This is a genomic window from Kitasatospora sp. NPDC090091, from assembly GCF_044747365.1.
Taxonomy (GTDB): domain Bacteria; phylum Actinomycetota; class Actinomycetes; order Streptomycetales; family Streptomycetaceae; genus Kitasatospora.
The window spans coordinates 200,438-222,290 of sequence record NZ_JBIVDY010000017.1; the positions used below are offsets into that span (position 1 = coordinate 200,438).

General features: G+C 74.5%; 20 protein-coding genes. 12 read left to right on the top strand and 8 right to left on the bottom strand.

Annotated elements, in window-relative coordinates:
- The first annotated feature begins 243 nt into the window (after window positions 1-243).
- From ACIPSC_RS27950 to ACIPSC_RS27960, 3 genes are all read left to right on the top strand, one after another.
- A complete protein-coding gene (locus ACIPSC_RS27950; RefSeq protein ID WP_400829062.1) occupies window positions 244-2,502 on the top strand; it encodes an MMPL family transporter in 2,259 nt (752 codons plus the stop codon).
- A 132-nt stretch (window positions 2,503-2,634) separates the two neighbouring features.
- On the top strand, window positions 2,635-3,528 hold the full coding sequence (locus tag ACIPSC_RS27955; RefSeq protein WP_400829003.1) for a phosphotransferase enzyme family protein: 894 nt from the start codon (window positions 2,635-2,637) through the stop codon (window positions 3,526-3,528).
- Window positions 3,529-3,713: 185 nt separating this feature from the next.
- Complete coding sequence (locus tag ACIPSC_RS27960; RefSeq protein WP_400829005.1) at window positions 3,714-4,793, top strand: polysaccharide deacetylase family protein; 1,080 nt, start codon at window positions 3,714-3,716, stop codon at window positions 4,791-4,793.
- A 102-nt stretch (window positions 4,794-4,895) separates the two neighbouring features.
- Here the strand turns inward: ACIPSC_RS27960 and ACIPSC_RS27965 are convergent, their stop codons facing one another.
- Window positions 4,896-5,597 (bottom strand): exonuclease domain-containing protein, encoded by a 702-nt coding sequence (locus ACIPSC_RS27965; protein ID WP_400829007.1) that lies wholly within the window; start codon window positions 5,595-5,597, stop codon window positions 4,896-4,898.
- A gap of 136 nt (window positions 5,598-5,733) precedes the next feature.
- The gene (locus ACIPSC_RS27970) at window positions 5,734-7,011 is read right to left on the bottom strand and encodes an SAV2148 family HEPN domain-containing protein (protein ID WP_400829009.1); all 1,278 of its coding nucleotides are present in this window, start codon (window positions 7,009-7,011) and stop codon (window positions 5,734-5,736) included.
- A 460-nt stretch (window positions 7,012-7,471) separates the two neighbouring features.
- Here ACIPSC_RS27970 and glgX point away from each other — a divergent pair, with 460 nt between their 5' ends.
- From glgX to treZ, 3 genes are all read left to right on the top strand, one after another.
- Window positions 7,472-9,604 (top strand): glycogen debranching protein GlgX, encoded by a 2,133-nt coding sequence (gene glgX, locus ACIPSC_RS27975; protein ID WP_400829011.1) that lies wholly within the window; start codon window positions 7,472-7,474, stop codon window positions 9,602-9,604.
- Window positions 9,605-9,675: 71 nt separating this feature from the next.
- A complete protein-coding gene (gene treY, locus ACIPSC_RS27980; protein WP_400829013.1) occupies window positions 9,676-12,114 on the top strand; it encodes a malto-oligosyltrehalose synthase in 2,439 nt (812 codons plus the stop codon).
- Window positions 12,111-13,901 carry a malto-oligosyltrehalose trehalohydrolase gene (gene treZ, locus ACIPSC_RS27985; RefSeq protein ID WP_400829015.1) on the top strand — a complete coding sequence of 597 codons (1,791 nt, stop codon included), beginning with the start codon at window positions 12,111-12,113 and terminating at the stop codon, window positions 13,899-13,901. Before treY ends, treZ begins: the two co-directional genes overlap by 4 nt.
- 97 nt (window positions 13,902-13,998) lie before the next feature.
- Here treZ and ACIPSC_RS27990 read toward each other — a convergent pair whose 3' ends face one another.
- Complete coding sequence (locus ACIPSC_RS27990) at window positions 13,999-14,892, bottom strand: transketolase family protein (RefSeq protein ID WP_400829017.1); 894 nt, start codon at window positions 14,890-14,892, stop codon at window positions 13,999-14,001.
- A 147-nt stretch (window positions 14,893-15,039) separates the two neighbouring features.
- Window positions 15,040-15,741, bottom strand: a complete 702-nt coding sequence (locus ACIPSC_RS27995) for a transketolase (protein WP_400829019.1) — start codon at window positions 15,739-15,741, stop codon at window positions 15,040-15,042.
- A 56-nt stretch (window positions 15,742-15,797) separates the two neighbouring features.
- On the opposite strand from ACIPSC_RS27995, the gene soxR reads away from it, so the two are divergent.
- From soxR to ACIPSC_RS28010, 3 genes are all read left to right on the top strand, one after another.
- Entirely contained in the window at window positions 15,798-16,334 is a 537-nt protein-coding gene (gene soxR, locus ACIPSC_RS28000; protein ID WP_400829021.1) for a redox-sensitive transcriptional activator SoxR, read from the top strand.
- Window positions 16,335-16,512: 178 nt separating this feature from the next.
- The gene (locus ACIPSC_RS28005) at window positions 16,513-17,226 is read left to right on the top strand and encodes an SDR family oxidoreductase (protein WP_400829023.1); all 714 of its coding nucleotides are present in this window, start codon (window positions 16,513-16,515) and stop codon (window positions 17,224-17,226) included.
- A gap of 126 nt (window positions 17,227-17,352) precedes the next feature.
- Window positions 17,353-17,859 (top strand): cupredoxin domain-containing protein, encoded by a 507-nt coding sequence (locus ACIPSC_RS28010; RefSeq protein ID WP_400829025.1) that lies wholly within the window; start codon window positions 17,353-17,355, stop codon window positions 17,857-17,859.
- 35 nt (window positions 17,860-17,894) lie between these two features.
- Here ACIPSC_RS28010 and ACIPSC_RS28015 read toward each other — a convergent pair whose 3' ends face one another.
- From ACIPSC_RS28015 to ACIPSC_RS28030, 4 genes are all read right to left on the bottom strand, one after another.
- Complete coding sequence (locus ACIPSC_RS28015) at window positions 17,895-18,419, bottom strand: GNAT family N-acetyltransferase (protein WP_400829027.1); 525 nt, start codon at window positions 18,417-18,419, stop codon at window positions 17,895-17,897.
- A gap of 80 nt (window positions 18,420-18,499) precedes the next feature.
- Window positions 18,500-18,655, bottom strand: coding sequence for a hypothetical protein (locus ACIPSC_RS28020; protein ID WP_400829029.1), 156 nt, complete (start codon window positions 18,653-18,655; stop codon window positions 18,500-18,502).
- The gene (locus ACIPSC_RS28025; protein WP_400829031.1) at window positions 18,652-18,939 is read right to left on the bottom strand and encodes a hypothetical protein; all 288 of its coding nucleotides are present in this window, start codon (window positions 18,937-18,939) and stop codon (window positions 18,652-18,654) included. The genes ACIPSC_RS28020 and ACIPSC_RS28025 overlap by 4 nt, the downstream gene beginning before the upstream one ends.
- Window positions 18,936-19,388, bottom strand: a complete 453-nt coding sequence (locus tag ACIPSC_RS28030; RefSeq protein ID WP_400829032.1) for an ATP-binding protein — start codon at window positions 19,386-19,388, stop codon at window positions 18,936-18,938. The genes ACIPSC_RS28025 and ACIPSC_RS28030 overlap by 4 nt, the downstream gene beginning before the upstream one ends.
- 258 nt (window positions 19,389-19,646) lie before the next feature.
- Here ACIPSC_RS28030 and ACIPSC_RS28035 point away from each other — a divergent pair, with 258 nt between their 5' ends.
- From ACIPSC_RS28035 to ACIPSC_RS28045, 3 genes are all read left to right on the top strand, one after another.
- Complete coding sequence (locus ACIPSC_RS28035) at window positions 19,647-20,501, top strand: helix-turn-helix domain-containing protein (RefSeq protein ID WP_400829034.1); 855 nt, start codon at window positions 19,647-19,649, stop codon at window positions 20,499-20,501.
- On the top strand, window positions 20,498-20,692 hold the full coding sequence (locus tag ACIPSC_RS28040) for a DUF397 domain-containing protein (protein WP_400829036.1): 195 nt from the start codon (window positions 20,498-20,500) through the stop codon (window positions 20,690-20,692). Before ACIPSC_RS28035 ends, ACIPSC_RS28040 begins: the two co-directional genes overlap by 4 nt.
- A gap of 313 nt (window positions 20,693-21,005) precedes the next feature.
- Window positions 21,006-21,743, top strand: a complete 738-nt coding sequence (locus ACIPSC_RS28045) for a class I SAM-dependent methyltransferase (RefSeq protein ID WP_400829038.1) — start codon at window positions 21,006-21,008, stop codon at window positions 21,741-21,743.
- The last annotated feature ends 110 nt before the right edge of the window (window positions 21,744-21,853 follow it).

Genomic DNA, 21,853 nt, shown 5'->3' on the forward strand with positions numbered 1-21,853 from the left:
AGGAGAAGGTCAGGGTCACCGGGTAGGGAAAACCCCACCCCGCGCCCATGGGAACACCCCAGGAGGGACTCCCCCGCCAGCCGGATACCACCTCAACTCCGGCTCTTCTACCGTCGATTGCGACGCCGGAACCGCAGCCGGCGCCCGCTTCCGGCGGCCGTCCGGCCCCACGCACCCGCTGCCCTCCGCCGGCGGCGGCCGCCGCTCTCCCTGGGGGGAAATCCCGTGAAGACCAAACTCGGCATGGCCGCCGCCATGGGCGCCTGGAGCGCCCGGCACCGGAAGACCGCCGTCTTCGGCTGGCTGCTCTTCGTCGTCCTCGCCGCCGTCCTCGGCGGCCTGCACGGCAGCACACAGGTCAAGGAGTCCGAGTCCATGCCGGGCCAGGTCTCCCGCGCCGCCCGGATCCTCGACGACGCCGGGCTGAAGTCCCCGGCGAGCGAGACGGTCCTGGTCCAGAGCGACGCCCTGACCAGCACAGCCCCCGCCTTCCGGGCCGCCGTCGGCCAGGTGGTCGCCGCCGTCGGCGCCACCGGCAAGGCCGCCGAGGTCCGCTCCCCCTACGACACCGGCGCGGTCTCGGCCGACGGCCACGCCGCCCTCGTCCAGCTCACCCTCAAGGGCGAGCACGAGGACGCCGTCGAGAACGTCCCGGCCGTCCTGGCCGCGGTCGCCGCCGTGCAGAAGCAGCACCCCGACCTCACCGTGGTCGAACTCGGCGACGCCAGCTCGGGCAAGTGGATCCAGGAACAGTTCTCCGACGACTTCGCCCGCGCCGAGTGGACCGCCGTCCCGCTCGCCCTCGGCATCCTGCTGGTCGCCTTCGGCGCGCTGGTCGCCGCCGTCCTGCCGGTCGTGCTGGCCATCACCGCCTTCGTCGCGGCCGGCGGACTGGTCGCGCTGAGCAGCGGCTTCCTGCACACCAGCGACAACGCGAGCTCGGTGATGCTGCTGGTCGGCCTCGCCGTCGGCGTCGACTACTGCCTCTTCTACCTGCGCCGCGAGCGCGAGGAGCGGGCCGCCGGGCGGGACGCGGCGACCGCGCTGGCCGTCGCCGCCGCCACCAGCGGCCGGGCCGTCCTGGTCTCCGGGGTGACCGTCGTGGTCGCCATGGCCGGCATGTTCCTCACCGGCATCGCCGAGTTCCAGGCGATGTCCTACGCCACCATCGTGGTCGTGATCACCGCGGTGCTCGGCTCGCTCACCGTGCTGCCCGCGCTGCTCTCGCTGCTCGGCGACCGGGTCGAGAAGGGCCGCGTCCCGCTGCTGGCCCGGCTGCGCCGCCCCGGCGCCGCCGCCGCCGGCGGCCGGGTCTGGAACGCCGTCCTCACCCCGGTGCTGCGCCGGCCGCTGGCCGCCACGGTGCTGGCCGGCACCCTGCTGGTCGGCCTCGCCGCGCCGATGCTCACCATGCACACCGCCAACCTCACCTTCGGGCAGCAGCTGCCGGAGGGCAACGAGCTGGTCGCCGTCTCGCAGAAGATCGAGGCCGCCTTCCCCGGCAGCCCCGCCCCGGCCACGGTGGTGGTCAAGGCCGCCGACATCGACTCCCCCGCGATGACCGCCGCGCTCGCCGACCTCAGGGCCAGGGCCCTGGCGAGCGGGAGGATGCACGGGCCGGTGGACATCGCGGTCCACCCGGAGCAGAACGTCGCCACCGTCGACATCCCGCTCAACGGCACCGGCAACGACTCGGTCAGCAACGACGCCCTGCGGACCCTGCGCGAGGAGATCGTCCCCGCCACCGTGCTCAAGGTGCCCGGCACCGAGGCCCCGGTCACCGGCCGCACCGCCGGCTCGTACGACTTCAACGAGAAGATGACCGGCTCGATGCCGCTGGTCTTCGGCTTCGTGGTGGCCTTCGCCTTCCTGCTGATGCTCACCTCGTTCCGCTCGCTCGCCGTCGCCGCCACCGCCGTGGTACTCAACCTGCTCTCGGTCGGCGCCGCCTACGGGGTGCTGACGCTGGTCTTCCAGCACGGGGTGGGCGCCTCGCTGCTCGGCACCGCCGGCGTCGGCGCGGTGGAGTCCTGGGTGCCGCTCTTCCTCTTCGTGATCCTCTTCGGCCTCTCGATGGACTACCACGTCTTCGTGGTCTCCCGGATCAAGGAGGGCCACGACCGCGGCCTGCCGACCAGGGCCGCCATCGCGCACGGCATCCGCTCCACGGCCGGGGTGGTCACCAGCGCCGCGGTGATCATGGTGGCGGTGTTCGCGGTCTTCGGCACCCTCTCCATGCAGGCGATGAAGCAGATGGGCGTCGGCCTGGCGGTGGCCGTGCTGATCGACGCGACCGTCATCCGCGCGGTGCTGCTGCCCTCGGTGATGACCCTGCTCGGCGAGCGCAACTGGTACCTGCCGGCCTGGCTCCGCTGGCTGCCCGACCTCTCGCACGGCGCGTCCTTCCCGCCGGTCGGCGCCGCCGCGGTCCTGCACGGCCAGGCCTCCGCCGCCGGGCCGGAGCCGGCCGGCGGCTCCCGGCACCGCCGGATCGGGGTCTGACCCCCCGACAACTCCACCCGCACTCCCGGCCGGGCCCCGCTTCACGCGGGGCCCGGCCCGCGTTTGCCACAATGATCGCCGGTCGACACCCCCCGGTCGACGTCCCGGCCGCCACCACGGAACGGACTCCCCATGCTCCCCTTCGACGAGGGCCGCGCCCGGCTGCTGCTCGCCCACGCCTGCGAGTCCGCCGGCCTGCCCGGCCCCGGCGGCGCCCGGCTGCTCGCGCTCGGCGAGAACGCCGTCTTCGACCTCGGCGACCCGGCCGTGGTCGCGAAGGTCGGCCGCGGCCCGGAGCTCTACGACCGGGCGCACCACGAACTCACCGTCGCCCACTGGCTGGCCGGCCGGGGCATCCCGGTGGTCCGCCCCTACGAGGCCGTCGCGCCCGAGCCGCAGCTCGCCCACGGACACCCCGTCACCTTCTGGCACCGGCTCGCGCCGGCCGTCCGGCCCGCCCGGCCCGCCGACCTCGCGCCGCTGCTGCACGCCCTGCACCGGCTGCCGCTGCCGCCCTTCCCGCTGGAGCGGCGCGACCTGCTCGCCCCGGTCGAGCGCTGGCTGGCCTCCGCCGAGGGCCACGTCGACCCCGCCGACGTCGCCTTCCTGCGCCACCGCCGGGACGCCTTCGCCGCCGCGCTGCCCGACCTCGTCCCGCAGCTGCCGGCCGGGGTGATCCACGGCGACGCGCTGCCGCGCAACGTCCACGTCGGCCCGGAGGGCCCCGTCCTGCTCGACGTGGAGAACGCGGCGCACGACCTCCGCGAGCACGACCTGGTGGTGCTCGCGCTCAGCCACGACCGGTACGGCGTCCCGGCCGAGGAGTACCGGGAGTTCACCGACGGCTACGGCTGGGACGTCCGCGAGTGGCCCGGCTTCGCGGTGCTGCGCGGCGCCCGTGAGACGGCGAGCGCCTCCTGGGTGGCGCAGCAGGCGCCGGGCAACCCGGCCGCGCTGGCCGAGTTCCGCCGCCGGGTGGAGTCGCTGCGGGCGGGCGCGACGGAGGTGCGCTGGTACCCGTTCTGACCCCGGGCAGGGGCCTCGGGGAGGGGGCCCGAGGTGCCGGCGGGAACGGCGGGGCCACCCCGGCGGGCCGCGCCCTTGTGGACCGCAACCGGGCGTGATCCGATCGGCGTCCTGTCTGACAGTCAGCCTGAAACCGGGCCTGACCGAGGGATCGGGACCCACCGCCGCATCCGGGAGCCGCCGCCATGCCGTCGCACGCCACCTCCCCCCGCACCTCACCGCCCGCCCGGCGCCGCCGGCGCGCCCTGACCGCGAGCTGTGCCGTCGTGGCCGCCGCCCTGGGTCTGGCCGCCTGCGGCACCGCCAACGGGGCGCTCCAGCCGCAGCCGAGCGTCACCGCCGTGTCGCGCCCCGCCGGTCCGACGTCCACCGCACCGTCCGCCGCGCCCACCGGCACGCCTGCGTCCCCGGGCCCGTCCGGCTCCGGGCCGGGCACGCCGACGCCGTCCACCGCACCCATCGCACCCACCGCGCCCGGCACTTCGGCCGCGTCGCCCACCCCGGCGGCGCCGAAGCCGACCACGCCCAAGCCCCAGGCCACGGCACCGACCGCCGAACCCCCGGCCCACTCACCGGCCCCGGCCACGCCGACCGCCCCGCCGGCCACCCGGCCGCCCACGGCGACCCCGACCCCGGCCCCGCCACCGCCGCCCGCCAACGACACCGCCACCTCGGTGGTCCGCTCCACCGCCTCCGGCGGCCGCACGGTCGCGCTCACCTTCGACGACGGCCCCGGCCCGGCCACCGGCCAGGTGCTGGACCTGCTCGCCCAGTACGGCGCCAGGGCGACGTTCTGCCAGATCGGCCAGCAGGCCGCCGCCAACCCCGCGCTGGTCAAGCGGATCGTCGCCGCGGGGCACCGGCTCTGCGACCACAGCGTGGACCACCCGCAGCCGTTCGCCGCGCTCTCGCACGACCGGGCCGGCTACGAGATCGCCCACGCCGAGGAGCAGATCGTCCGGGCCGGCGGGCCGGGCACCCGGGTCTCCTGGTTCCGCGCCCCCGGCGGCGGGTTCACCGCCGACAACCAGCGGATCGCGGCCGGCCTCGGCCTGCGCCCGCTGGGCTGGTCGGTGGACCCGCGCGACTGGTCCCGCCCGGGCGCGGCGTCGATCGTCGCCTCCGTGCAGAGCCAGCTGCGCCCCGGCGGCGTGGTCCTGCTGCACGACGGCGGCGGCGACCGGAGCCAGACCGTCGCCGCGCTGAAGCAGCTGCTCCCCTGGCTCGTCGCCCAGGGGTACCGGTTCGACTTCCCGGCCGGGTGATCCGCCCGGCCTCCGGCTACCGCACCCCTCCCCTTGCCCCGGCGGCGGGTTCACCCGGGCGCTCCGCCGCGGGCGCCCGCCCGCGCGGCGGGTCGGCGCGGGTCAGCGCAGCGGCCAGCGCGGGTCGACGACGGCCTGCGGGTCCTTGCCGCGGCGCAGCCAGGACTCCAGGCCCTGGGCCCAGTCCCGGTACCAGTCGATCTGGCGGGCGTGCAGCTCGGCGAGCGGCACGGCGCCGACCTGCGCCGGATAGCGCTCGGCGAGCGCGACGGCGACCCGGACGGCGGCGAGGGCGTCGCTGCCGGCCTCGTGCGCGTCGGTCAGTTCGACGCCGTAGACCTCGCAGACCCGCTGCAGGGTGCGCGAGCCCTTGCGGTACTTGTCGACGGCCCGGTCGATGACCAGGGCGTCGAGCACCGGCGCGACCGGCCCGCCGAGCCGCTCGGCGAGCGGGGCGAGGCCGTGGCGGTGCAGCTCGGCGTCGAGCAGCGAGAGGTCGAAGGGGGCGTTGAAGGCGACCACCGGGCGGCCGGCGGCGAGCCGCTCGCAGAGCGCGGCGGCTATCTCGTCCACCGCCTCCTTGGCCGGGCGGCCCTTGCTGCGGGCGGTGTCGTCGCCGATGCCGTGGATCGCCGCGGCCTCGGCGGGGATCGGGACGCCCGGGTCGAGCAGCCATCCGGTGGCGCTCAGCCGGCGGGCTCCGAGGGTGTCCACGAGGGCGGCCGTGACGATGCGGTCCACGGCCGGGTCGGTGCCCGTGGTCTCCAGGTCGAAGCCGACCAGTGGCTGCTGCCACCAGCTCATAGGGGTGTGTCCTTCCGTCCTGCTGGTCGAAACAGCCCCTATCATCGCCCGACCCACCGACAATGCCGCCGGTGGGTCGCGGCGCGGCCGGCCCCGGCCCGGCCCCGAGCGGCCCCGGCCGGGCCGGCCGACGGCGTCAGGACACCGGCCGGGAGTCCCCCCAGACCCCTTCGAACTCCTCCCGGTATACCTCCAGCAGCCCGGCGTCGGTGCCGCCCGGCTCCTGGCCGGCGCCGCCGCGCAGGACGAGCGCGGGCGACTCCATGCCGCGGGCGCGGCGCAGGTAGGGCTGGACGACGCCGAGGTCGCGGCTCTGCCGGCGGGGGCCGCCGGCCGGCCCTGCCGGGCGGGCGCCCTCGACCAGGTAGGCGGTGAAGCGCGGGGTCTCGTCGAAGACCCGGATCTCGAAGCCGCCCTGGTCCCGCAGCCGGGCCCGGACCCGGCGGACGTGCATGATGTTCATCTCGATCGAGCGGGCCAGTTCGCCGCGCCCGAGGCCGAGTTCGCGCTCGCGGCGGCGGACGGCGCTGCTGGCCGGGTTGAGGAAGAGCAGCCGGACCCGGCAGCCGTCGCCGGCCAGCCGGACCAGCCGCTTCCCGGTGTAGTTCTGGCAGAGCATCCCGAGGCCGATGCCGAGCGCGTCCAGCCGGCGGGCGCCGTCCAGCAGGTCCTCCACGGGGAGGTCGCGCTGGAGCCGGACCCGGTCGGGGTGCACCGCCACGACGTCCGCGTACCGGCCGGCGACCAGGGACTCGACCACGTCGGCGGGCACGCCGCCGGCGCCGCCGTCCAGGACGGCCAGCAGCCGGGCCGCGGCGCGCTCGGTCTGGGCGAGGACGGTCGGGGTGAGGACGCGGTTGCGGGAGACGACGTGCCGGGCGACCTCCAACTCGTCGAGCGCCAGCTCGATCTCGCGGCGGTCGGCCAGGTAGGGCTCGAAGCAGGGCCAGTGCTGGACCATCAGCTCGCGCAGCTGGGGCAGGGTGAGGAAGACCAGCGGGTCGTCGTCGGCCGGGTCGAGCAGGTAGCCCTTGCGGCGGCTGACCTCGCGGACGGCGCCGGCCCGGTGGGCCCACTCCTCGCCGGCGGGGCCGGCCGCGGCGGTGACCCAGTCCTCGCCGTGGGCGGGTGCGTAGATGGGGTACAGCACCTCGTCGACGAGCGAGCGCAGCCGCTGCTCGACCAGGTTGAGCCAGACGTAGGCGCGCCCGGAGAGGCGGACGCGCTGGTAGGCGTCCTCCCACTCGGTGCCGGACCAGGCCAGGGCGGGTATCTCGACCGGCCCGCCCTGGGCGGGCACCACGGCGCGGCCGGTCAGGGCGGGGCGCATGACGACGGTCGGCGCCTCGCTGCGGGCGTTGCCCCGGTCGGGGCCGCCCGGCCCACCGCCACGGCCGCCGGCGGGGTACACCATGCGCCACCTCACCTGGTTCCTGCTGGAGCTACTGCTGTCGGTCTTGGGTCTCGGTCTTCTGATGGATCGCCACGAGCGCGGGGGCGGCCGGACGATCAAGGGTACTGCCCGCCGCGAGCCGCCCGCAGCCGGTTGGCCGAGGGACGTCGGCCGGCCCGGCCGGCCCGTCCGCCCCACCGGTCCCGCGGGCCTGCCGGACCGCCGCGAACCGCCGCCGGACCGGGCCTCGGCCGCCGCCGGACCGGGCGCCCGGCCATCGCCGGACACCCGTTCGGGCGAACACACGCCAAATGGCCCCGCTGCCGGGGAAAGCGTCGGGGAGTATGCGGACTGTGCCGTGCGTCACGGTGCGCAACCGCCGCACATGCCCGGCCGCCCGGCCGGGAAGAGAGCGTCGGGGTCCGGGCTGATTGTCGGACTACATGTCAGTTTTCCTTCTACACAAGGAAGTTGGGGACAGATGCAGGTCTGGCCTGGGAAGCCCTATCCCCTCGGTGCCACCTACGACGGGGCCGGAACCAACTTCGCGGTGTTCTCGGAGAGCGCCGACCGGATCGAGCTCTGCCTGCTCGCCGAGGACGGCTCGGAGACGGCCGTCGAACTGCGCGAGACGGACGCCTTCGTCCGGCACGCCTACCTGCCCGGCGTCCAGCCCGGGCAGCGCTACGGCTTCCGCGTCCACGGCCCCTACAACCCCGGCCTGGGCCAGCGGCACAACAGCGCCAAGCTGCTGCTGGACCCGTACGCCAAGGCGATGAGCGGCCACATCGACTGGGACGAGTCCGTCTACGGCTACCACTTCGGCGCCCCCGAGCGCCGCAACGACCTCGACTCCGCCCCGCACACCATGCACTCGGTGGTCATCAACCCCTACTTCGACTGGGGCACCGACCGGCCGCCGCGCACCGACTACCACCGCACGGTCGTCTACGAGGCGCACGTGAAGGGCCTCACCAGACTCCACCCGGGCATCCCCGAGGAGATCCGCGGCACCTACGCCGGCCTGGCCCACCCCGCGGTCATCGAGCACCTGGCCAAGCTCGGCGTCACCGCGATCGAGCTGATGCCGGTGCACCAGTTCGTCCGCGACCACCGGCTGCGCGACCTCGGCCTGGCCAACTACTGGGGCTACAACACGGTCGGCTTCTTCGCCCCGCACTCCTCCTACTCCTCGAACGGCGACCGGGGCCAGCAGGTCCAGGAGTTCAAGTCGATGGTCAAGGCGCTGCACGCGGCCGGCATCGAGGTGATCCTGGACGTCGTCTACAACCACACCGCGGAGGGCAACCACCTCGGCCCCACCCTCTCGCTGCGCGGCCTGGACAACGTCTCCTACTACCGGCTCGCCCAGGACCAGCGGTTCTACGAGGACACCACCGGCACCGGCAACAGCCTGCTGATGCGCAGCCCGCACGTGCTCCAGCTGATCATGGACTCACTGCGCTACTGGGTCACCGAGATGCACGTCGACGGCTTCCGCTTCGACCTCGCGGCCACCCTGGCCCGGCAGTTCCACGAGGTCGACCGGCTCTCCTCGTTCTTCGACCTGGTCCAGCAGGACCCGGTGGTCTCCCAGGCCAAGCTGATCGCCGAGCCCTGGGACCTCGGCGAGGGCGGCTACCAGGTGGGCAACTTCCCGCCGCTGTGGACGGAGTGGAACGGCATGTACCGGGACACCGTCCGCGACCTGTGGCGCGGCGAGAACGCCACCCTGGCCGAGTTCGGCTCCCGGCTCACCGGCTCCTCCGACCTCTACCAGGACGACGGCCGCCGGCCGATCGCCTCGATCAACTTCGTCACCTGCCACGACGGCTTCACCCTGCGCGACCTGGTCTCGTACAACGAGAAGCGCAACGCGGCCAACGGCGAGGACAGCCGGGACGGCGAGTCCTTCAACCGCTCCTGGAACTGCGGCGCCGAGGGCCCGAGCACCGACCCGGCCGTCGAGGAGCTCCGCGCCCGCCAGCAACGGAACCTGATCGCCACCCTGATGCTCTCCCAGGGCGTGCCGATGCTCTCGCACGGCGACGAGCTCGGCCGCACCCAGCTCGGCAACAACAACGCCTACTGCCAGGACAACGAACTCACCTGGGTGCACTGGCCGGAGGGGGACGGCCCGGAGGCCCGGCTGCTGGAGTTCACCCAGGGGATGATCTGGCTCCGCCGCGACCACCCGGTGTTCCGCCGCCGCCGCTTCTTCCACGGCCGCCCGGTCTCCGGCCGCCCGGCCGCCGGCGGCTCCGAGGACCTCACCGACATCGCCTGGTTCACCCCCGGCGGGGAGGAGATGACCAAGCGCAACTGGGGCGCCAGCTACGCCAAGTCGCTCACCGTCTTCCTCAACGGCTACGCCATCTCGGAGCCGGACCGGCGCGGCGGGCGGATCGTCGACGACTCCTTCCTGCTGATGTTCAACGCCCACTTCGAGCCGCTGGAGTTCACCGTCCCCGCCGACCACGGCCAGGAGTGGCAGGTGGTGGTCGACACCACCCTGCCCCGGCTGCCCGCCCCCGGGACGGGCGCCCGGGTGAAGGCCGGGGACACGCTCTGGCTCACGGACCGCTCGCTCATGGTGCTGCAGCGGCCCGCGTGACCGGGCCCCGGTCACCTGTTCGGATCAGCACCGGGTCTTGGCCGCGGGCTAGCGCGGGTACTCATGGACACATGACCTCCGCCGCCGAGCCCGCGCAGCCCCGCCCGGCCGCTGTCCCCACCGCCACCTACCGCCTCCAGCTCCAGCCCGGCTTCACCCTCCGCGACGCCACCGCCGCCGTGCCCTACCTGGCCGCCCTCGGGGTGTCGCACCTGCACCTCTCCCCGCTGCTGGAGGCCGCCCCCGGCTCCACCCACGGCTACGACACCGTCGACCACGGCCGCATCAGCGAGCAGCTCGGCGGCGAGCCCGCGCTTCGCGAGCTGGCCGCCGCGGCCCACCGGCACGGTCTGCGGCTGATCGCCGACGTGGTGCCCAACCACATGGCCGTCCCCGTCCCCGAACAGCTCAACCGGCCGCTCTGGCACGTCCTGCGGGACGGCCCGGACTCGCCCTACGCGCGCTGGTTCGACATCGACTGGACCGCCCAGCCCGGCCCCGCCGACGCCCCCGACCGCGGGCGGGTGCTGCTGCCCGTGCTCGGCGACCGGCTCGGCGCCGTCCTCGGCGACCTCGCCGTCGACGGCGAACGGCTCCGCTACCACGACCACGTCCTCCCGCTGCGGCCCGGCACAGCCGGCCTCCCGCTCCCCGAGCTGCTCGCCCGCCAGTGGTACCGGCTCGCCTGGTGGCGGCTGGCCCGCACCGAGCTGAACTACCGGCGGTTCTTCACCGTCAACGAGCTGATCGCCGTCCGGGTGGAGCTCCCCGAGGTCTTCGAGGCCACCCACGGGGTACTGCTGCGCCTGCACGCGGACGGCGTCCTGGACGGGTTCCGGATCGACCACCCCGACGGCCTCGCCGACCCGCGCGGCTACCTGGCCCGGCTCGCCGACGCCACCGGCGGCGCCTACACCGTGGTCGAGAAGATCCTCACCGGCGACGAGCGGCTCCCCACCGACTGGCCCTGCGCCGGCACCACCGGCTACGACGCGCTGCACCGGATCGACGGCGTCCTCACCGACCACTCCGGCGCCTGCCGGCTGGCCGGCCACTACGAGCACTTCGTCTCCGGCGCGGCCGCCGGCGAGCCCTGCGCCGACCCGCACCCGGCCGTGGCCGCCGCCCGGCGCGGCCGGGCCGACATGACCGCGCCGCTCGGCGAGCTCGCCGCCGAGGTCGACCGGCTGGTCCGGCTCGCGGTCCGGATCGGCGCCGCCGACCCCGCGCACGCCGACCACGCGCCCTGGCAGCTGCGCGCGGCCCTGCAGCGGGTGCTCACCGGCTACCCGGCGTACCGCCCCTACGTCCGGCCGGGCGAGCCGGCGCCCGCGGCCTCGCAGGAGCAGCTCCGGGCGGCCCTGGACGGCTCCGGCGACCCCACCGACCGGCTGGTCGCCGGGCTCGCCCTCGGCCGGCTCGGGCGCGGCCCGGAACAGGACGAGTTCTGTGTGCGGTTCGCCCAGACCGCCGCCGCCGTCGCCGCCAAGGGCGTCGAGGACACCGCGTTCTACCGCTGGAACGCCCTCATCGGCCTGAACGAGGTCGGCGGCGACCCGGCCCGCCCGGGCCTGCCCCCGGCGGACTTCCACGCCTGGTGCCACTACGTCGAGCGGCACTGGCCGGCCACCATGACCGTGCTCTCCACCCACGACACCAAGCGCAGCGCCGACGCCCGGGCCCGGCTGGCCGTGCTCGCCGAGCAGCCCGACTCCTGGGCCGCCGAGGCCGCCGCCTGGTCCACCGCCGCCGGCCCCGGCGGCGACCGGGAGGGCGACTGGCTGCTCTGGCAGACCCTCGTCGCAGCCTGGCCGATCACCCCGGACCGACTGGTCCGGGCCCTGCTCAAGGCCGCCCGCGAGGCCAAGCTGCGCACCTCCTGGACGACCCCCGACGACCGCTACGAGCAGGCGCTCGCCGAGCGGGCCCGCGGCGTCTACGGGAACCCGGGCCTGCTGCCCCGGATCGAGGGGTACGTCCGGGCGATCGCCCCGCACGCCCGCGCCAACACACTGGCCGCCGCCCTGCTGCACCTCACCGTGCCGGGGGTGCCGGACCTCTACCAGGGCAGCGAGGAGCCGCTGTACACCCTGGTCGACCCGGACAACCGGGGCGTGGTGGACCTGGGCGCGCTCGCCGTCCGGCTGACCGACTCGGCGACGCCCCGGCCGGACGACCCGGCCCGGGAGAAGCTCCACCTCACCACCACCGCACTGCACCTGCGCCGGTCCCGGCCGCTCGGCGCGTACGGCCCGCTCACCGCCACCGGCACGGCCGCCGGCCACCTGCTCGCCTTCGCCCGCGGGCAGGACGTGGTCACCGCGGTCACCCGGCTCCCGTACGGCCTGGAGCGGGCCGGCGGCTGGCAGGGCACCGCGCTGGCACTGCCGGCCGGCGGCGCCTGGACGGACACGCTCACCCGGCGGCGCTTCGCCGCCGGCGAGGTGCCGGTGGCCGAGCTGCTGGCGGCGCACCCGGTGGCACTGCTGACCAGGAGGGGCGGGGCATGACGGGCCACGAGGAACGGACGGCCGGGCCGCGGCCGGCACGACCCCGGACGGACGCGCCGCGCCACTACGAGGTGTGGGCCCCGGCGGCCGCCGAACAGGTCGAGGTGGAGGTCGACGGCGACCGGCACCGGCTGGCCCGCGACACCGCACGGGCCGGCTGGTGGCGGGGCGAGGCCCCGGACGGGGACTACGCGTTCCGGCTGGACGGCGGCCCGCCGCTGCCCGACCCGCGCTCGCCGCGCCAGCCGCACGGGCCGGACGGTCCCAGCCGGCCGGTGGACCACGCCGCGTTCCGCTGGTCCCGCACCGGCTGGCGCGGCCGAGCGCTGCCGGGCGCCGTCCTCTACGAGCTGCACATCGGCACCTTCACCGCCGCCGGCACCTTCGACGCCGCCACCGAACACCTGGACCACCTGGTCGAGTTGGGGGTGGACCTGGTCGAGCTGATGCCGGTCTGCCCGTTCCCCGGCAAGCACGGCTGGGGGTACGACGGGGTCTCGCTCTGGGCCGTGCACGAGCCGTACGGCGGGCCCGAGGGCCTGAAGCGCTTCGTGGACGCCGCGCACCGCAAGGGCCTCGGCGTCGTCCTGGACGTGGTGCACAACCACCTCGGCCCGTCCGGCAACTACCTCCCCGCGTACGGCCCCTACTTCACCGACCGGTACCACACCCCGTGGGGCTCGGCGGTCAACCTGGACGCCCCCGGCTCCGACGAGGTGCGCGCCTACCTGATCGGCAGCGCGCTCTCCTGGCTGCGCGACTACCGGATCGACGGCCTGCGCCTCGACGCCGTGCACGCCCTCGCCGACGACCGGGCCGTCCACTTCCTGGAGGAACTCTCCACGGAGGTCGAGCGGTTGGCCGTCGCGACCAACCGGCCGCTGTTCCTGATCGCCGAGTCCGACCTCAACTCGCCCCGCACCACCGCCCCGCGCGCGGCCGGCGGCCAGGGGATCACCGCGCAGTGGAGCGACGACTTCCACCACGCCCTGCACACCGCCCTGACCGGCGAATCCCACGGCTACTACGGCGACTTCGCGCGCGCCCCGCTGGCCGCCGTGGCCAAGACGCTCACCCGCGGGTTCTTCCACGACGGCATCTGGTCCTCCTTCCGCGGCCGCAGCCACGGTCGGCCCTTCCCGCCGGGCGGCGGCCACCGGCTGCTGGGCTACCTGCAGACCCACGACCAGATCGGCAACCGGGCACTCGGGGACCGGATCTCCGCCGTGCTGTCGGCCGGCCAACTCGCCTGCGGCGCCGCCCTGGTGCTCACCTCGCCGTTCACCCCGATGCTCTTCATGGGCGAGGAGTGGGGCGCGGCCACCCCCTGGCAGTACTTCACCGACCACACCGACCCGGGCCTCGCCGAGGCCGTCCGCCGCGGCCGGCGGCGGGAGTTCGCCGAGCACGGCTGGCAGGCGGAGGCCGTGCCGGACCCGCAGGAACCGGCCACGGTGCTGCGCTCCGTCCTCGACTGGACCGAGCCGTGGCGCGCCCCGCACTCCGAACTGCTCGACTGGTACCGGAGGTTGATCCGTCTGCGGCGCGAGCGGGCGGCGCTGGCCGATCCGGACCTGGCGGCGGTCCGGGTTGAGTTCGACGAGGCGGCGCGGTGGCTGGTGGTGCACCGGGGGCCGTACCGGGTGGCGGCCAACCTGGGCGGCGGGCCGGCGGCGCTCCCGCTGGGGGCCGCGGGCCGGGCGGTGGCGGCCTCGTTCGGGGAGTGCACGCTGGACGGCTCGGTGGTGCGGCTGGGGGCGGAGTCGGTGGCGGTCGTCGCGGTGTGAGGACGCACGGCGGCTGGGCCGGGTTCGGCAGGCGCGCGAGCCCCGCCGGGCGCGCGAGCCCCGCTGGGCGCGCGAGCCCCGCTGGCGCGCCCGGGACTCACCAGAAGAAGGTGCCGATCCGCTCCCGCAGCGAGGCGGCGTCCAGCCCGTAGGCGGCCAGGTGCTCGGGGATCGAGCCGTAGTGCCGGTGCTCCTCGCGCGGCACACCGAGGGCGAGCACCCGGTGCGGCCGGTCGTTCAGCGCGGCATGCGCCTCGTTGGCGGAGGTCCCGGCCAGGTAGGGCTCGACCAGCACCACGTCCGCCCGGCCGCCGACTGCGGCGCGCAGACCGGCCCGGTCGAACGGCCGCACGGTGGCCGCGTACAGCACGGTCACGTTCAGGCCCTCGGTGGCCGCCAGCACGGCGTCCAGCATCGGGCCGACCGCGAGCACCACGCCCCCGCCGCCCTCGCGCACGGTGGTGAACCGCCCGGGTTCCACCGGCACGGCGGCGGCGTTCTGGTGCGCGGAGAGCCGCACGTAGACGTTGCGGTCGCCGTCGGCCACGGCGTGGCGCAGCAGCAGCTCCGCCTCGTCCGGGTGGCCGGGCACGTGGATCGTCCAGTCCGGCAGGGTGTCCAGCAGGGCGACGTCGCCCGGCGCCATGTGGGTCCGGCCGCCGGCCGGCCAGTCGTAGGAGCCGGCGGCGCTCACCAGGACGGCGCCGACGCCCTGGTGGACCAGGTCCAACTTGATCTGCTCGAAGGGCCGTTCGACCAGGAAGCTGGCGAAGGTGTGGGCCAGCGGGCGCATCCCGGTGAGCGCCAGGCCGCCGGCCGCCCCGATCAGCAGCTGCTCGCGGATGCCGACGTTGACCACCCGGTCGGGGTACCGCTCGGCGGCGGGGGCGAAGCCGGCCGCACCGATGTCGGCGAGCACCACGGCGAGCCGGGGGTCGTCGTCGAGCAGGCGGGTGGTGACGTCGAGGAAGCGCTCGCGCATGGTGTCCATCGGTGAAGTCCCGTGCCTTTCGGTGGCGTTCGGTGGCGTTCGGTGGTCGGCGGCGGTCGGTGCCAGTCGGTGCCGGTCGGTGCCGGTCGGCGGCAGTGGGCGGCCGCGGCGGGTAGGCGGCCGGCAGCAGGGGCGGGCGGGCGGCGTTCAGGCGTTTTTGGGCTCGACGCGCGCCACCACGGCGTGCGGGCGGCCCGGGTGCGCGGCGGTGAACGCAGCGTGGAGCGCCTCGTGGTCGCGGCCGTCCACCGTCGCGGTCGACCAGCCCTCGGCGGCGAAGCGCGCCGCGATCCCGCCCCGCCAGCCGTGCGTGGCCGAGGAGTTGTCGATGACGACGACGTGCAGCCGTTCCAGGCCGGCGGCCCCGGCGAAGGCGACCGCCTCGTGGTTGGAACCCTCGTCGAACTCGGCGTCCCCGAGCAGCACCCAGACGGCCGGCTCGCTCAGCCCCTGGGCCCGCAGCCCCAGCGCGGTGCCGACCGCCAGCGGCAGCCCGTGCCCCAGCGAGCCGGAGCCGATCTCCACCCCGGGGACGAGCGTCCGGTCGGGGTGGTGGCCGAGCGGCGAGTCGTAGGCGCCGAAGCTGGTCAGCACCTCCCGGTCGACGAAGCCCTTGGCGGCCAGGACGGCGTAGTACGCCATCGGGCCGTGGCCCTTCGAGAGCAGGAAGCGGTCCCGGCCCTGGTCGTCGGCGGTGGCCGGGGTGACGCGGAGCACGCGGTCGTAGAGCACCCAGAGGGCATCCAGCGTGGAGGTGGCGGCGGGGCCGTGCTTCTCGTCGCCGGTCATCAGGCCCATCAGGGCGGGGAGGTCGCTGAAGGCGGCTCCGCCCGGGATCGTCGTCGTCATGTCCTCGATGGTGCAACTTGAAGTCGACTTGAAGTCAAGCGGCTACAGTGGCGCCCATGACCGCGCCCACCGCCCCCGAGCAACCCGCCGGCCCCAGCCGCCACGATCTGCTCACCATCGGCCAACTCGCCGACCGCAGCGGCCTCGCCACGTCGGCCCTGCGCTACTACGAGAAGCTCGGCCTGATCCACGCCACCCGCACCACCGGCGGCCAGCGCCGCTACACCCGCGGCACGCTGCGCCGGGTCGCCTTCGTCCGGGCCGCCCAGCGCGTCGGCCTCTCGCTCGGCGAGGCTCGCGTCGCCCTGGACCGGCTGCCCGAGCACCGCGCCCCCAGCGGGGCCGAGTGGGACGGCGTCGCCACGTCCTGGCAGGACCGGATCGACGAGCAGATCGCCGAACTGGAGCGGCTGAAGGCCAAACTCACCGGCTGCATCGGCTGCGGCTGCCTGTCGCTCAACCGCTGCGGCCTCTACAACGCCGGTGACCGCGCCGGCGAGACCGGCCCCGGCGCCCGGTACCTGCTCACCCGCGATCCGGCCTCCGGCCCCGAGCCGGCCCCGGCGGAGGCCGGCGACGTCGGCGGCCGGTGACGCCGAGGCGGCCGCTGACGCCGGGAGCTGCTGACGGGTACTCCGTTCGGCGGACTAAGCCCAAGGTCGCACGTCCGCTCCCTCCCCGGACCGGTCCGCGGGCTTCGCCGGCGGCATAGCCTGCCGGAACGGAGCGGAACCGGAACCGCCGGCGCCGGAACGGCAGGAGGAGAGCAGCTTGAGCACCGACGCACCGGTATCGCTGGTCACGGGCGCCAATCGGGGGATCGGCCGGGAGACCGCCCGCCAGCTGGCCGGCCTCGGCCACACCGTGCTGCTCTGCGCCCGGCGCCAGGAGGACGCCGAGCGTGCCGCCGCCGAACTGACCGACCTCGCCTGGCCCGCGGGCACCGTCCTGCCCCGCCGGCTCGACGTGACCGACGGCGACGGCCTCCACGCCCTCGCCCGCGCCGTCGAGGCGGAGTTCGGGCGGCTCGACGTCCTCGTCAACAACGCCGCGATCAACTACGACACCGCCGCCCGCGCCACCGACGTCGATCTCGACGAGGTGCGCCACACCCTGGAGACCAACCTCTTCGGCGCATGGCGCACCACCCAGGCCTTCCTCCCACTGCTGCGCCGCTCCGACCACCCGCGGGTGGTCAACGTCTCCAGCGAGTCCGGCTCGCTGACGAGCATGGGCGGCGGGACACCCGCGTACGGCGTCTCGAAGGCCGCCCTCAACGCGCTCACCCGCAAGCTCGCCGACGAACTGCGGGCGGAACGGATCCTGGTCAACGCGGTCTGTCCGGGCTGGATCGCCACCGACATGGGCGGCCCCGGCGGCGCCCCGGTGGAGGAGGGCGGCGCCGGCGTCGTCTGGGCGGCCACGCTGCCCGACTCGGGCCCCACCGGCGGCTTCTTCCGCCACGGGCGGCCGCTGCCCTGGTAGCGGCGGCGGTGCGCGGCGGGGGCGGCCGCTCCGGCGTTCGGGTGACCCTCGGTTCCGGTTGCCCGGCGAACGGGCCGGAACGGTCTAGCGTGGGCGCGTCGCCGCAGGCAGCAAGGCTGGAGCAGCATGTTGACCGTCCGTCCGTCCCGTCCCCGCCGGACCGCCCTCGCCGTCGGCGCGGCGGCGGCCCTGCTCGTGCTCGCCGCCGCCGGCTGCTCCTCCGACGGGGGCGGTGAGCCGAAGACCCCGACCGGGACCGCGACCGCCAGCCCGTCACCGGCTTCGTCGCCCTCGCCGACCTCCCCGGTCTCGCCCTCGCCGTCGCCGACCGCGACGGCCTCCCCGACGGCCACGGGGACGGCCACCGGCTCCCCCAGCGCGGGGCAGGTCTCCGTGACGATCAAGAACTTCCTCTTCAACCCCGCCACCTTCACGGTGGCGCCGGGGGCGAAGATCGTGGTCACCAACCAGGACAGCGCCGGGCACACGCTCACGGCCATCAACAAGGAGTTCGACACCGGGCTGCTGGAGCAGGGGCAGTCGGCGACGATCACCGCGCCGTCCGCGCCCGGCTCGTACGCCTATCACTGCGACGTCCACCCGAACATGACGGGCACGCTCGTCGTCCAGTAGGGCGGCGGGGCCGCCGGGGCCCGGCCCGAGCCGGATCAGGCCGGGCGCGGGTCCGAGCGAAGCAGGCTGTAGCGGACGATGTCGCGCCACTCGCCGTCGCGGAACACCAGGCTGCGCTGCACGCCCTCGCGGGTGAAGCCGCACTTCTCCAGGGCGCGCTGCTCGGCCAGGTTGGTGGTCTCGGTGTCGGCCTCCAGGCGCACGGCCGGCGAGTGCGCGAACAGGTAGTCCACCAGCAGCCGTTGGGCTGCCGTGCCGACGCCCCGGCCGCGCGCGTCCGGGGCCAGCTGGATGCCGATGCTCCAGTACGGCGCGGCCGGCACCACAGCTCGGCGCCGCCAGGCGACGAAGCCCCGGAACGCACCCTCGGCGACCACCGCCAGGTGGGACTGCTCCTCCCCCAACAGCCCGTTCTCGGCCCACTTGCGCCGCAGCCGCCCGGGATCCGACCAGCCGTACCACTGCAGCGGGCCGATGGCCTCGGGGTCCTGGACGAGCGCTTCGAGCAGCGCCAAGTCGACCTCGGAGAAGGGGCGGAGAGATATCTGATGGTCGATCATTCCGTCACTCTAATCAGGGGTGCGGAGCCGGGGCGCAGGAAGTCGATCCGGTCGACTTCCTGCGCCGGGTTCTGCGGGGTTCAGCGGAGGTCGCCGGCGAGGGCGGCCAGGACGCGGCGGCGAATGCGAGCGGACGCCTCGGGGAGGAAGTCGGCCAACTCGGCGTCGAGACGGCGGCGTTCGGCCCGCAGGAGGCGCACTACGACGACCCGCCGGAGGTGGCGGGGGCGCCTCACCGGTCGGCCTCCAGGGCGGTCCAGTGGAGGCGCAGATGGTGGACGGCCTCGGGGAGGACGACGGGGAGGTCGAGCGGACCGGTGCGGTCGAGGTATTCGGCGACGAAGCGGTCGGCCGAGGGGCCGGTGAGGTAGCGCTCGAACCACTGCCACTGGGGTCTGCCGATGGGGCGGAACCGGAGGGCGCTCCAGAGGGAGTCGAGGGCGTCGGGGAGGAGCGAGTAGGTCGCCGGGGGCAGGATGCCGCCGGTGATCTCGGCGGTGACGAGGCGGTCCTCCCTCATGCGGCACGCTCCGCGGGGGTGGCAGTGGGGCCGACTTCGGCCCAGACGATCTTCCCGATGCCACGACGGGGGCAGCAACCCCAGCGGAGGGCAAGGGACTTGACGAGGACCAGCCCGCGGCCGGACTCGTCGTCCCTGCCGGCGGTTCGGAGGAGGGGCGCTCGGTCGCCCCGGGCGTCGTGCACCTCGATCCGGAGGCGCGCGGGAGCGAGGTCGATCACGAGGAGCACCTTGTTGCCGATGGGCGTGCCGTGCACGACGGCGTTGGTGACGAGCTCGGAGACGAGCAGGAGTCCGACGTCGGCGAACTGCTGAGCGACCGGGGTGCTCGCAAGGAGGGCCTGGAGGTGCCGGCGGGCCTCGCCGGGCGACCGCCGGCTGCGCAACAGCCAGTGCTCGGATCGGGCGACGGGGATGGGGACGCGGTCCGAGTCGGCGATTTCGGGCATGGGGGAGCCACCTTCCAGGCGCAGTGAGATGAAGGCGAGTTGGCGAGGGGGGATGGCCGGGCGGAGGCATGGGAATGCCCGGCGAGCAGCCATCGTGATCACTCAGACGAACCGTCGAGCTACTGCGAGTAGCATGCCCCCATCGAGCAATTGCATGCAACCGCTTCCGTCAAGCAATTGCATGATCTCTAGCGGGGGTTGAGCCCCAGAGGGGGTGGCACACTATGCAAGGAACCAACCAGCCAGGGGGTGTGACGCGTGGGCAGTCCGACCGTGCTGCGGCGTAGGCTCGGTGGCGAGCTCGGCAAGTTGCGCACCTCGCGCGAGATGAACGCCAAGGATGTGGCCGCTGCGCTCGGTTGGTCCGCTTCCAAGCTGAGCCGGATCGAGAGCGGGCAGGTTCCGCTGCAGGAGCGGGACGCAGCGAAGCTCCTGGCTCACTACGGCGTCAGTTCACCCGAAGAGGTGAAGCACTTCCTCAGCCTGACCAGGCAAAGCCGCCAGCAAGGTTGGTGGCACGCCTACGGCGATGCCTTGCCGGAGTGGTTCCGCGCCTACGTAGGCTTCGAATCCGATGCCACGAAGATCGTCACGTATCAGTGCGAGCTGATCCCAGGGCTTCTCCAGACCGAGAAGTACGCCCGAGGTGTCATCCGGGCAATGAACCCGACCGAATCCACCGAGGAAGTTGAACGTCGCGTCGCGCTACGGATGGACCGTCAACGGATTCTCGACCGCCCTGATCCACCGCAGCTCTGGGCAATCGTCGGTGAGGCCGTCATACGGCGCCCCGTGGGGGATGCTCCGAGCATGGCCGAGCAGTTGAATCACCTTGCCGACATGGCCGACGAGCGGCCCAACATCACGATCCAAGTCCTGCCATTCTCTGCGGGTGCCCACGCCGCCATGGGCGCTTCCTTCTCAGTGCTCTCGTTCAGTGATATCCCCGGAAGTGTGGCCTACACCGAGGCTACGACCAGCAGCATCTACTCGGAGCGGCCCTCGGAGGTCGCACGCCATGAGGACGCGTTCCTGCGCCTCATGGCCTCGTCAGTCCAACCCGAGAAGTCCATCTCATGGTTGAGGAAGGTCGCAGAGGAGTGCACGGAATGAAGCAAGACCTCAAGTGGCGCAAGAGCACCTACAGCAACGGTCAGGGCGACTGCATCGAGGTCGCCGATGGCTGCACCGAAATAGTCCCCGTCCGGGACAGCAAGGATCCCAACGGGCCCGCCCTCACCTTCACCGCCGACGCCTGGCGCGCGTTCGTCGGCGCCATCCACAACGGCGAGCTCCAGGGCTGACTTCTCGGCCCCGTCGGGTGGGCACCCGACGGGGCCAAGGGCCCCCCGAACCTCTGTGCTGAAAGCGTTATCCGGGCCGCCTCGAACGTGGACGTCGCCGCCACCCACAAAGGGCCTCGGCCGGGCCGCAGTGGGGGTCGGAAGACACACCCGTACCCCCTCGAAGGGGCCAGGTCCCGGGCCGCACACAAGGGCCTCCACGGCCCCCCGCCGCCACTCGCCGCACCACCTCTGACCAGCGAATTTCCCGCCCCCGATCACTAGAATTCACAGCAGCGGACAACCCGACCGTCCGCCGTACAGGGGGCTGTGAATGCATCGCGACATCCGTACCACCGAGGACGTCCTCGACCTTCTCGACCGGCTCTTCCTCCCCGAGGCCGACCGCTGGACGGAGAACGCCGCCGGCTGGTGGGACACCTTCTACGCCGACCGGTCCTCCGGCCGCCCGTTCTTCGTTCCCAAGCCCGACGAGAACCTCGTCTGCTACCTCGACCGCGGCCTCCTCCCCTCCTCCGGCCGCGCTCTGGACCTCGGGGCCGGGCCCGGCCGCAACGCGATCCACCTCGCCTCGCTCGGCTTCGACGTCGACGCCGTCGACCTCTCCCCCACCGCCGTCGCCTGGGCCGAGGAGCGGGCCCGGGAGGCCGGCGCCGCCGTCCGGTTCCACTGCGGGAACATCTTCGACGTCGAACTCCCGCACACCCAGTACGACCTGGTCTACGACTCGGGCTGCCTCCACCACCTCCCGCCCCACCGCCGGATCAGCTACCTCGCCCTGCTGGACCGCGTGCTGGCGCCCGGCGGCCACCTCGTCGTCAACGCCTTCGCCGCCGGGGCGATGGGCAGCGAGCTCCCCGACGAGGAGCTGTACCGCAACGGCCGGCTCGACGGCGGCCTCGCCTACACCCCCGACGAACTGCGCCACCTCTTCTCGGACTTCACCGAGATCGAGATCCGCCCGATGGAGCCGCAGCCGGCCGACTCGCCCCTCTTCGGCATCCCCGTCCTGCTCACCGCACTGTTCCGGCGGCCGGCCGGGCGCCCGTAGCACCCCACCGGGGGGGGGGGGGGGGGGGGGGGGGGCGCGGCCCCCCCCCCCCCCCCCCCCCCCGCCACGCGGAGGGGCCGCCGCCGCGCGCGCCCCCCGCCCCCCCCCGC

What these genes read in the sequence shown, in the direction of transcription:
- ACIPSC_RS27955 (WP_400829003.1), top strand. Translation starts at nt 2,635, where the DNA reads ATGCTCCCCTTCGACGAGGGCCGCGCCCGGCTGCTGCTCGCCCACGCC.
- ACIPSC_RS27990 (WP_400829017.1), bottom strand. Translation starts at nt 14,892, where the DNA reads ATGGACACCATGCGCGAGCGCTTCCTCGACGTCACCACCCGCCTGCTC.
- ACIPSC_RS27995 (WP_400829019.1), bottom strand. Translation starts at nt 15,741, where the DNA reads ATGACGACGACGATCCCGGGCGGAGCCGCCTTCAGCGACCTCCCCGCC.
- ACIPSC_RS27970 (WP_400829009.1), bottom strand. Translation starts at nt 7,011, where the DNA reads ATGGTGTACCCCGCCGGCGGCCGTGGCGGTGGGCCGGGCGGCCCCGAC.
- glgX (WP_400829011.1), top strand. Translation starts at nt 7,472, where the DNA reads ATGCAGGTCTGGCCTGGGAAGCCCTATCCCCTCGGTGCCACCTACGAC.
- ACIPSC_RS27950 (WP_400829062.1), top strand. Translation starts at nt 244, where the DNA reads ATGGCCGCCGCCATGGGCGCCTGGAGCGCCCGGCACCGGAAGACCGCC.
- soxR (WP_400829021.1), top strand. Translation starts at nt 15,798, where the DNA reads ATGACCGCGCCCACCGCCCCCGAGCAACCCGCCGGCCCCAGCCGCCAC.
- ACIPSC_RS27960 (WP_400829005.1), top strand. Translation starts at nt 3,714, where the DNA reads ATGCCGTCGCACGCCACCTCCCCCCGCACCTCACCGCCCGCCCGGCGC.
- ACIPSC_RS28045 (WP_400829038.1), top strand. Translation starts at nt 21,006, where the DNA reads ATGCATCGCGACATCCGTACCACCGAGGACGTCCTCGACCTTCTCGAC.
- ACIPSC_RS28025 (WP_400829031.1), bottom strand. Translation starts at nt 18,939, where the DNA reads ATGAGGGAGGACCGCCTCGTCACCGCCGAGATCACCGGCGGCATCCTG.
- ACIPSC_RS28015 (WP_400829027.1), bottom strand. Translation starts at nt 18,419, where the DNA reads ATGATCGACCATCAGATATCTCTCCGCCCCTTCTCCGAGGTCGACTTG.
- treY (WP_400829013.1), top strand. Translation starts at nt 9,676, where the DNA reads ATGACCTCCGCCGCCGAGCCCGCGCAGCCCCGCCCGGCCGCTGTCCCC.
- ACIPSC_RS28040 (WP_400829036.1), top strand. Translation starts at nt 20,498, where the DNA reads ATGAAGCAAGACCTCAAGTGGCGCAAGAGCACCTACAGCAACGGTCAG.
- treZ (WP_400829015.1), top strand. Translation starts at nt 12,111, where the DNA reads ATGACGGGCCACGAGGAACGGACGGCCGGGCCGCGGCCGGCACGACCC.
- ACIPSC_RS28010 (WP_400829025.1), top strand. Translation starts at nt 17,353, where the DNA reads ATGTTGACCGTCCGTCCGTCCCGTCCCCGCCGGACCGCCCTCGCCGTC.
- ACIPSC_RS28030 (WP_400829032.1), bottom strand. Translation starts at nt 19,388, where the DNA reads ATGCCCGAAATCGCCGACTCGGACCGCGTCCCCATCCCCGTCGCCCGA.
- ACIPSC_RS27965 (WP_400829007.1), bottom strand. Translation starts at nt 5,597, where the DNA reads ATGAGCTGGTGGCAGCAGCCACTGGTCGGCTTCGACCTGGAGACCACG.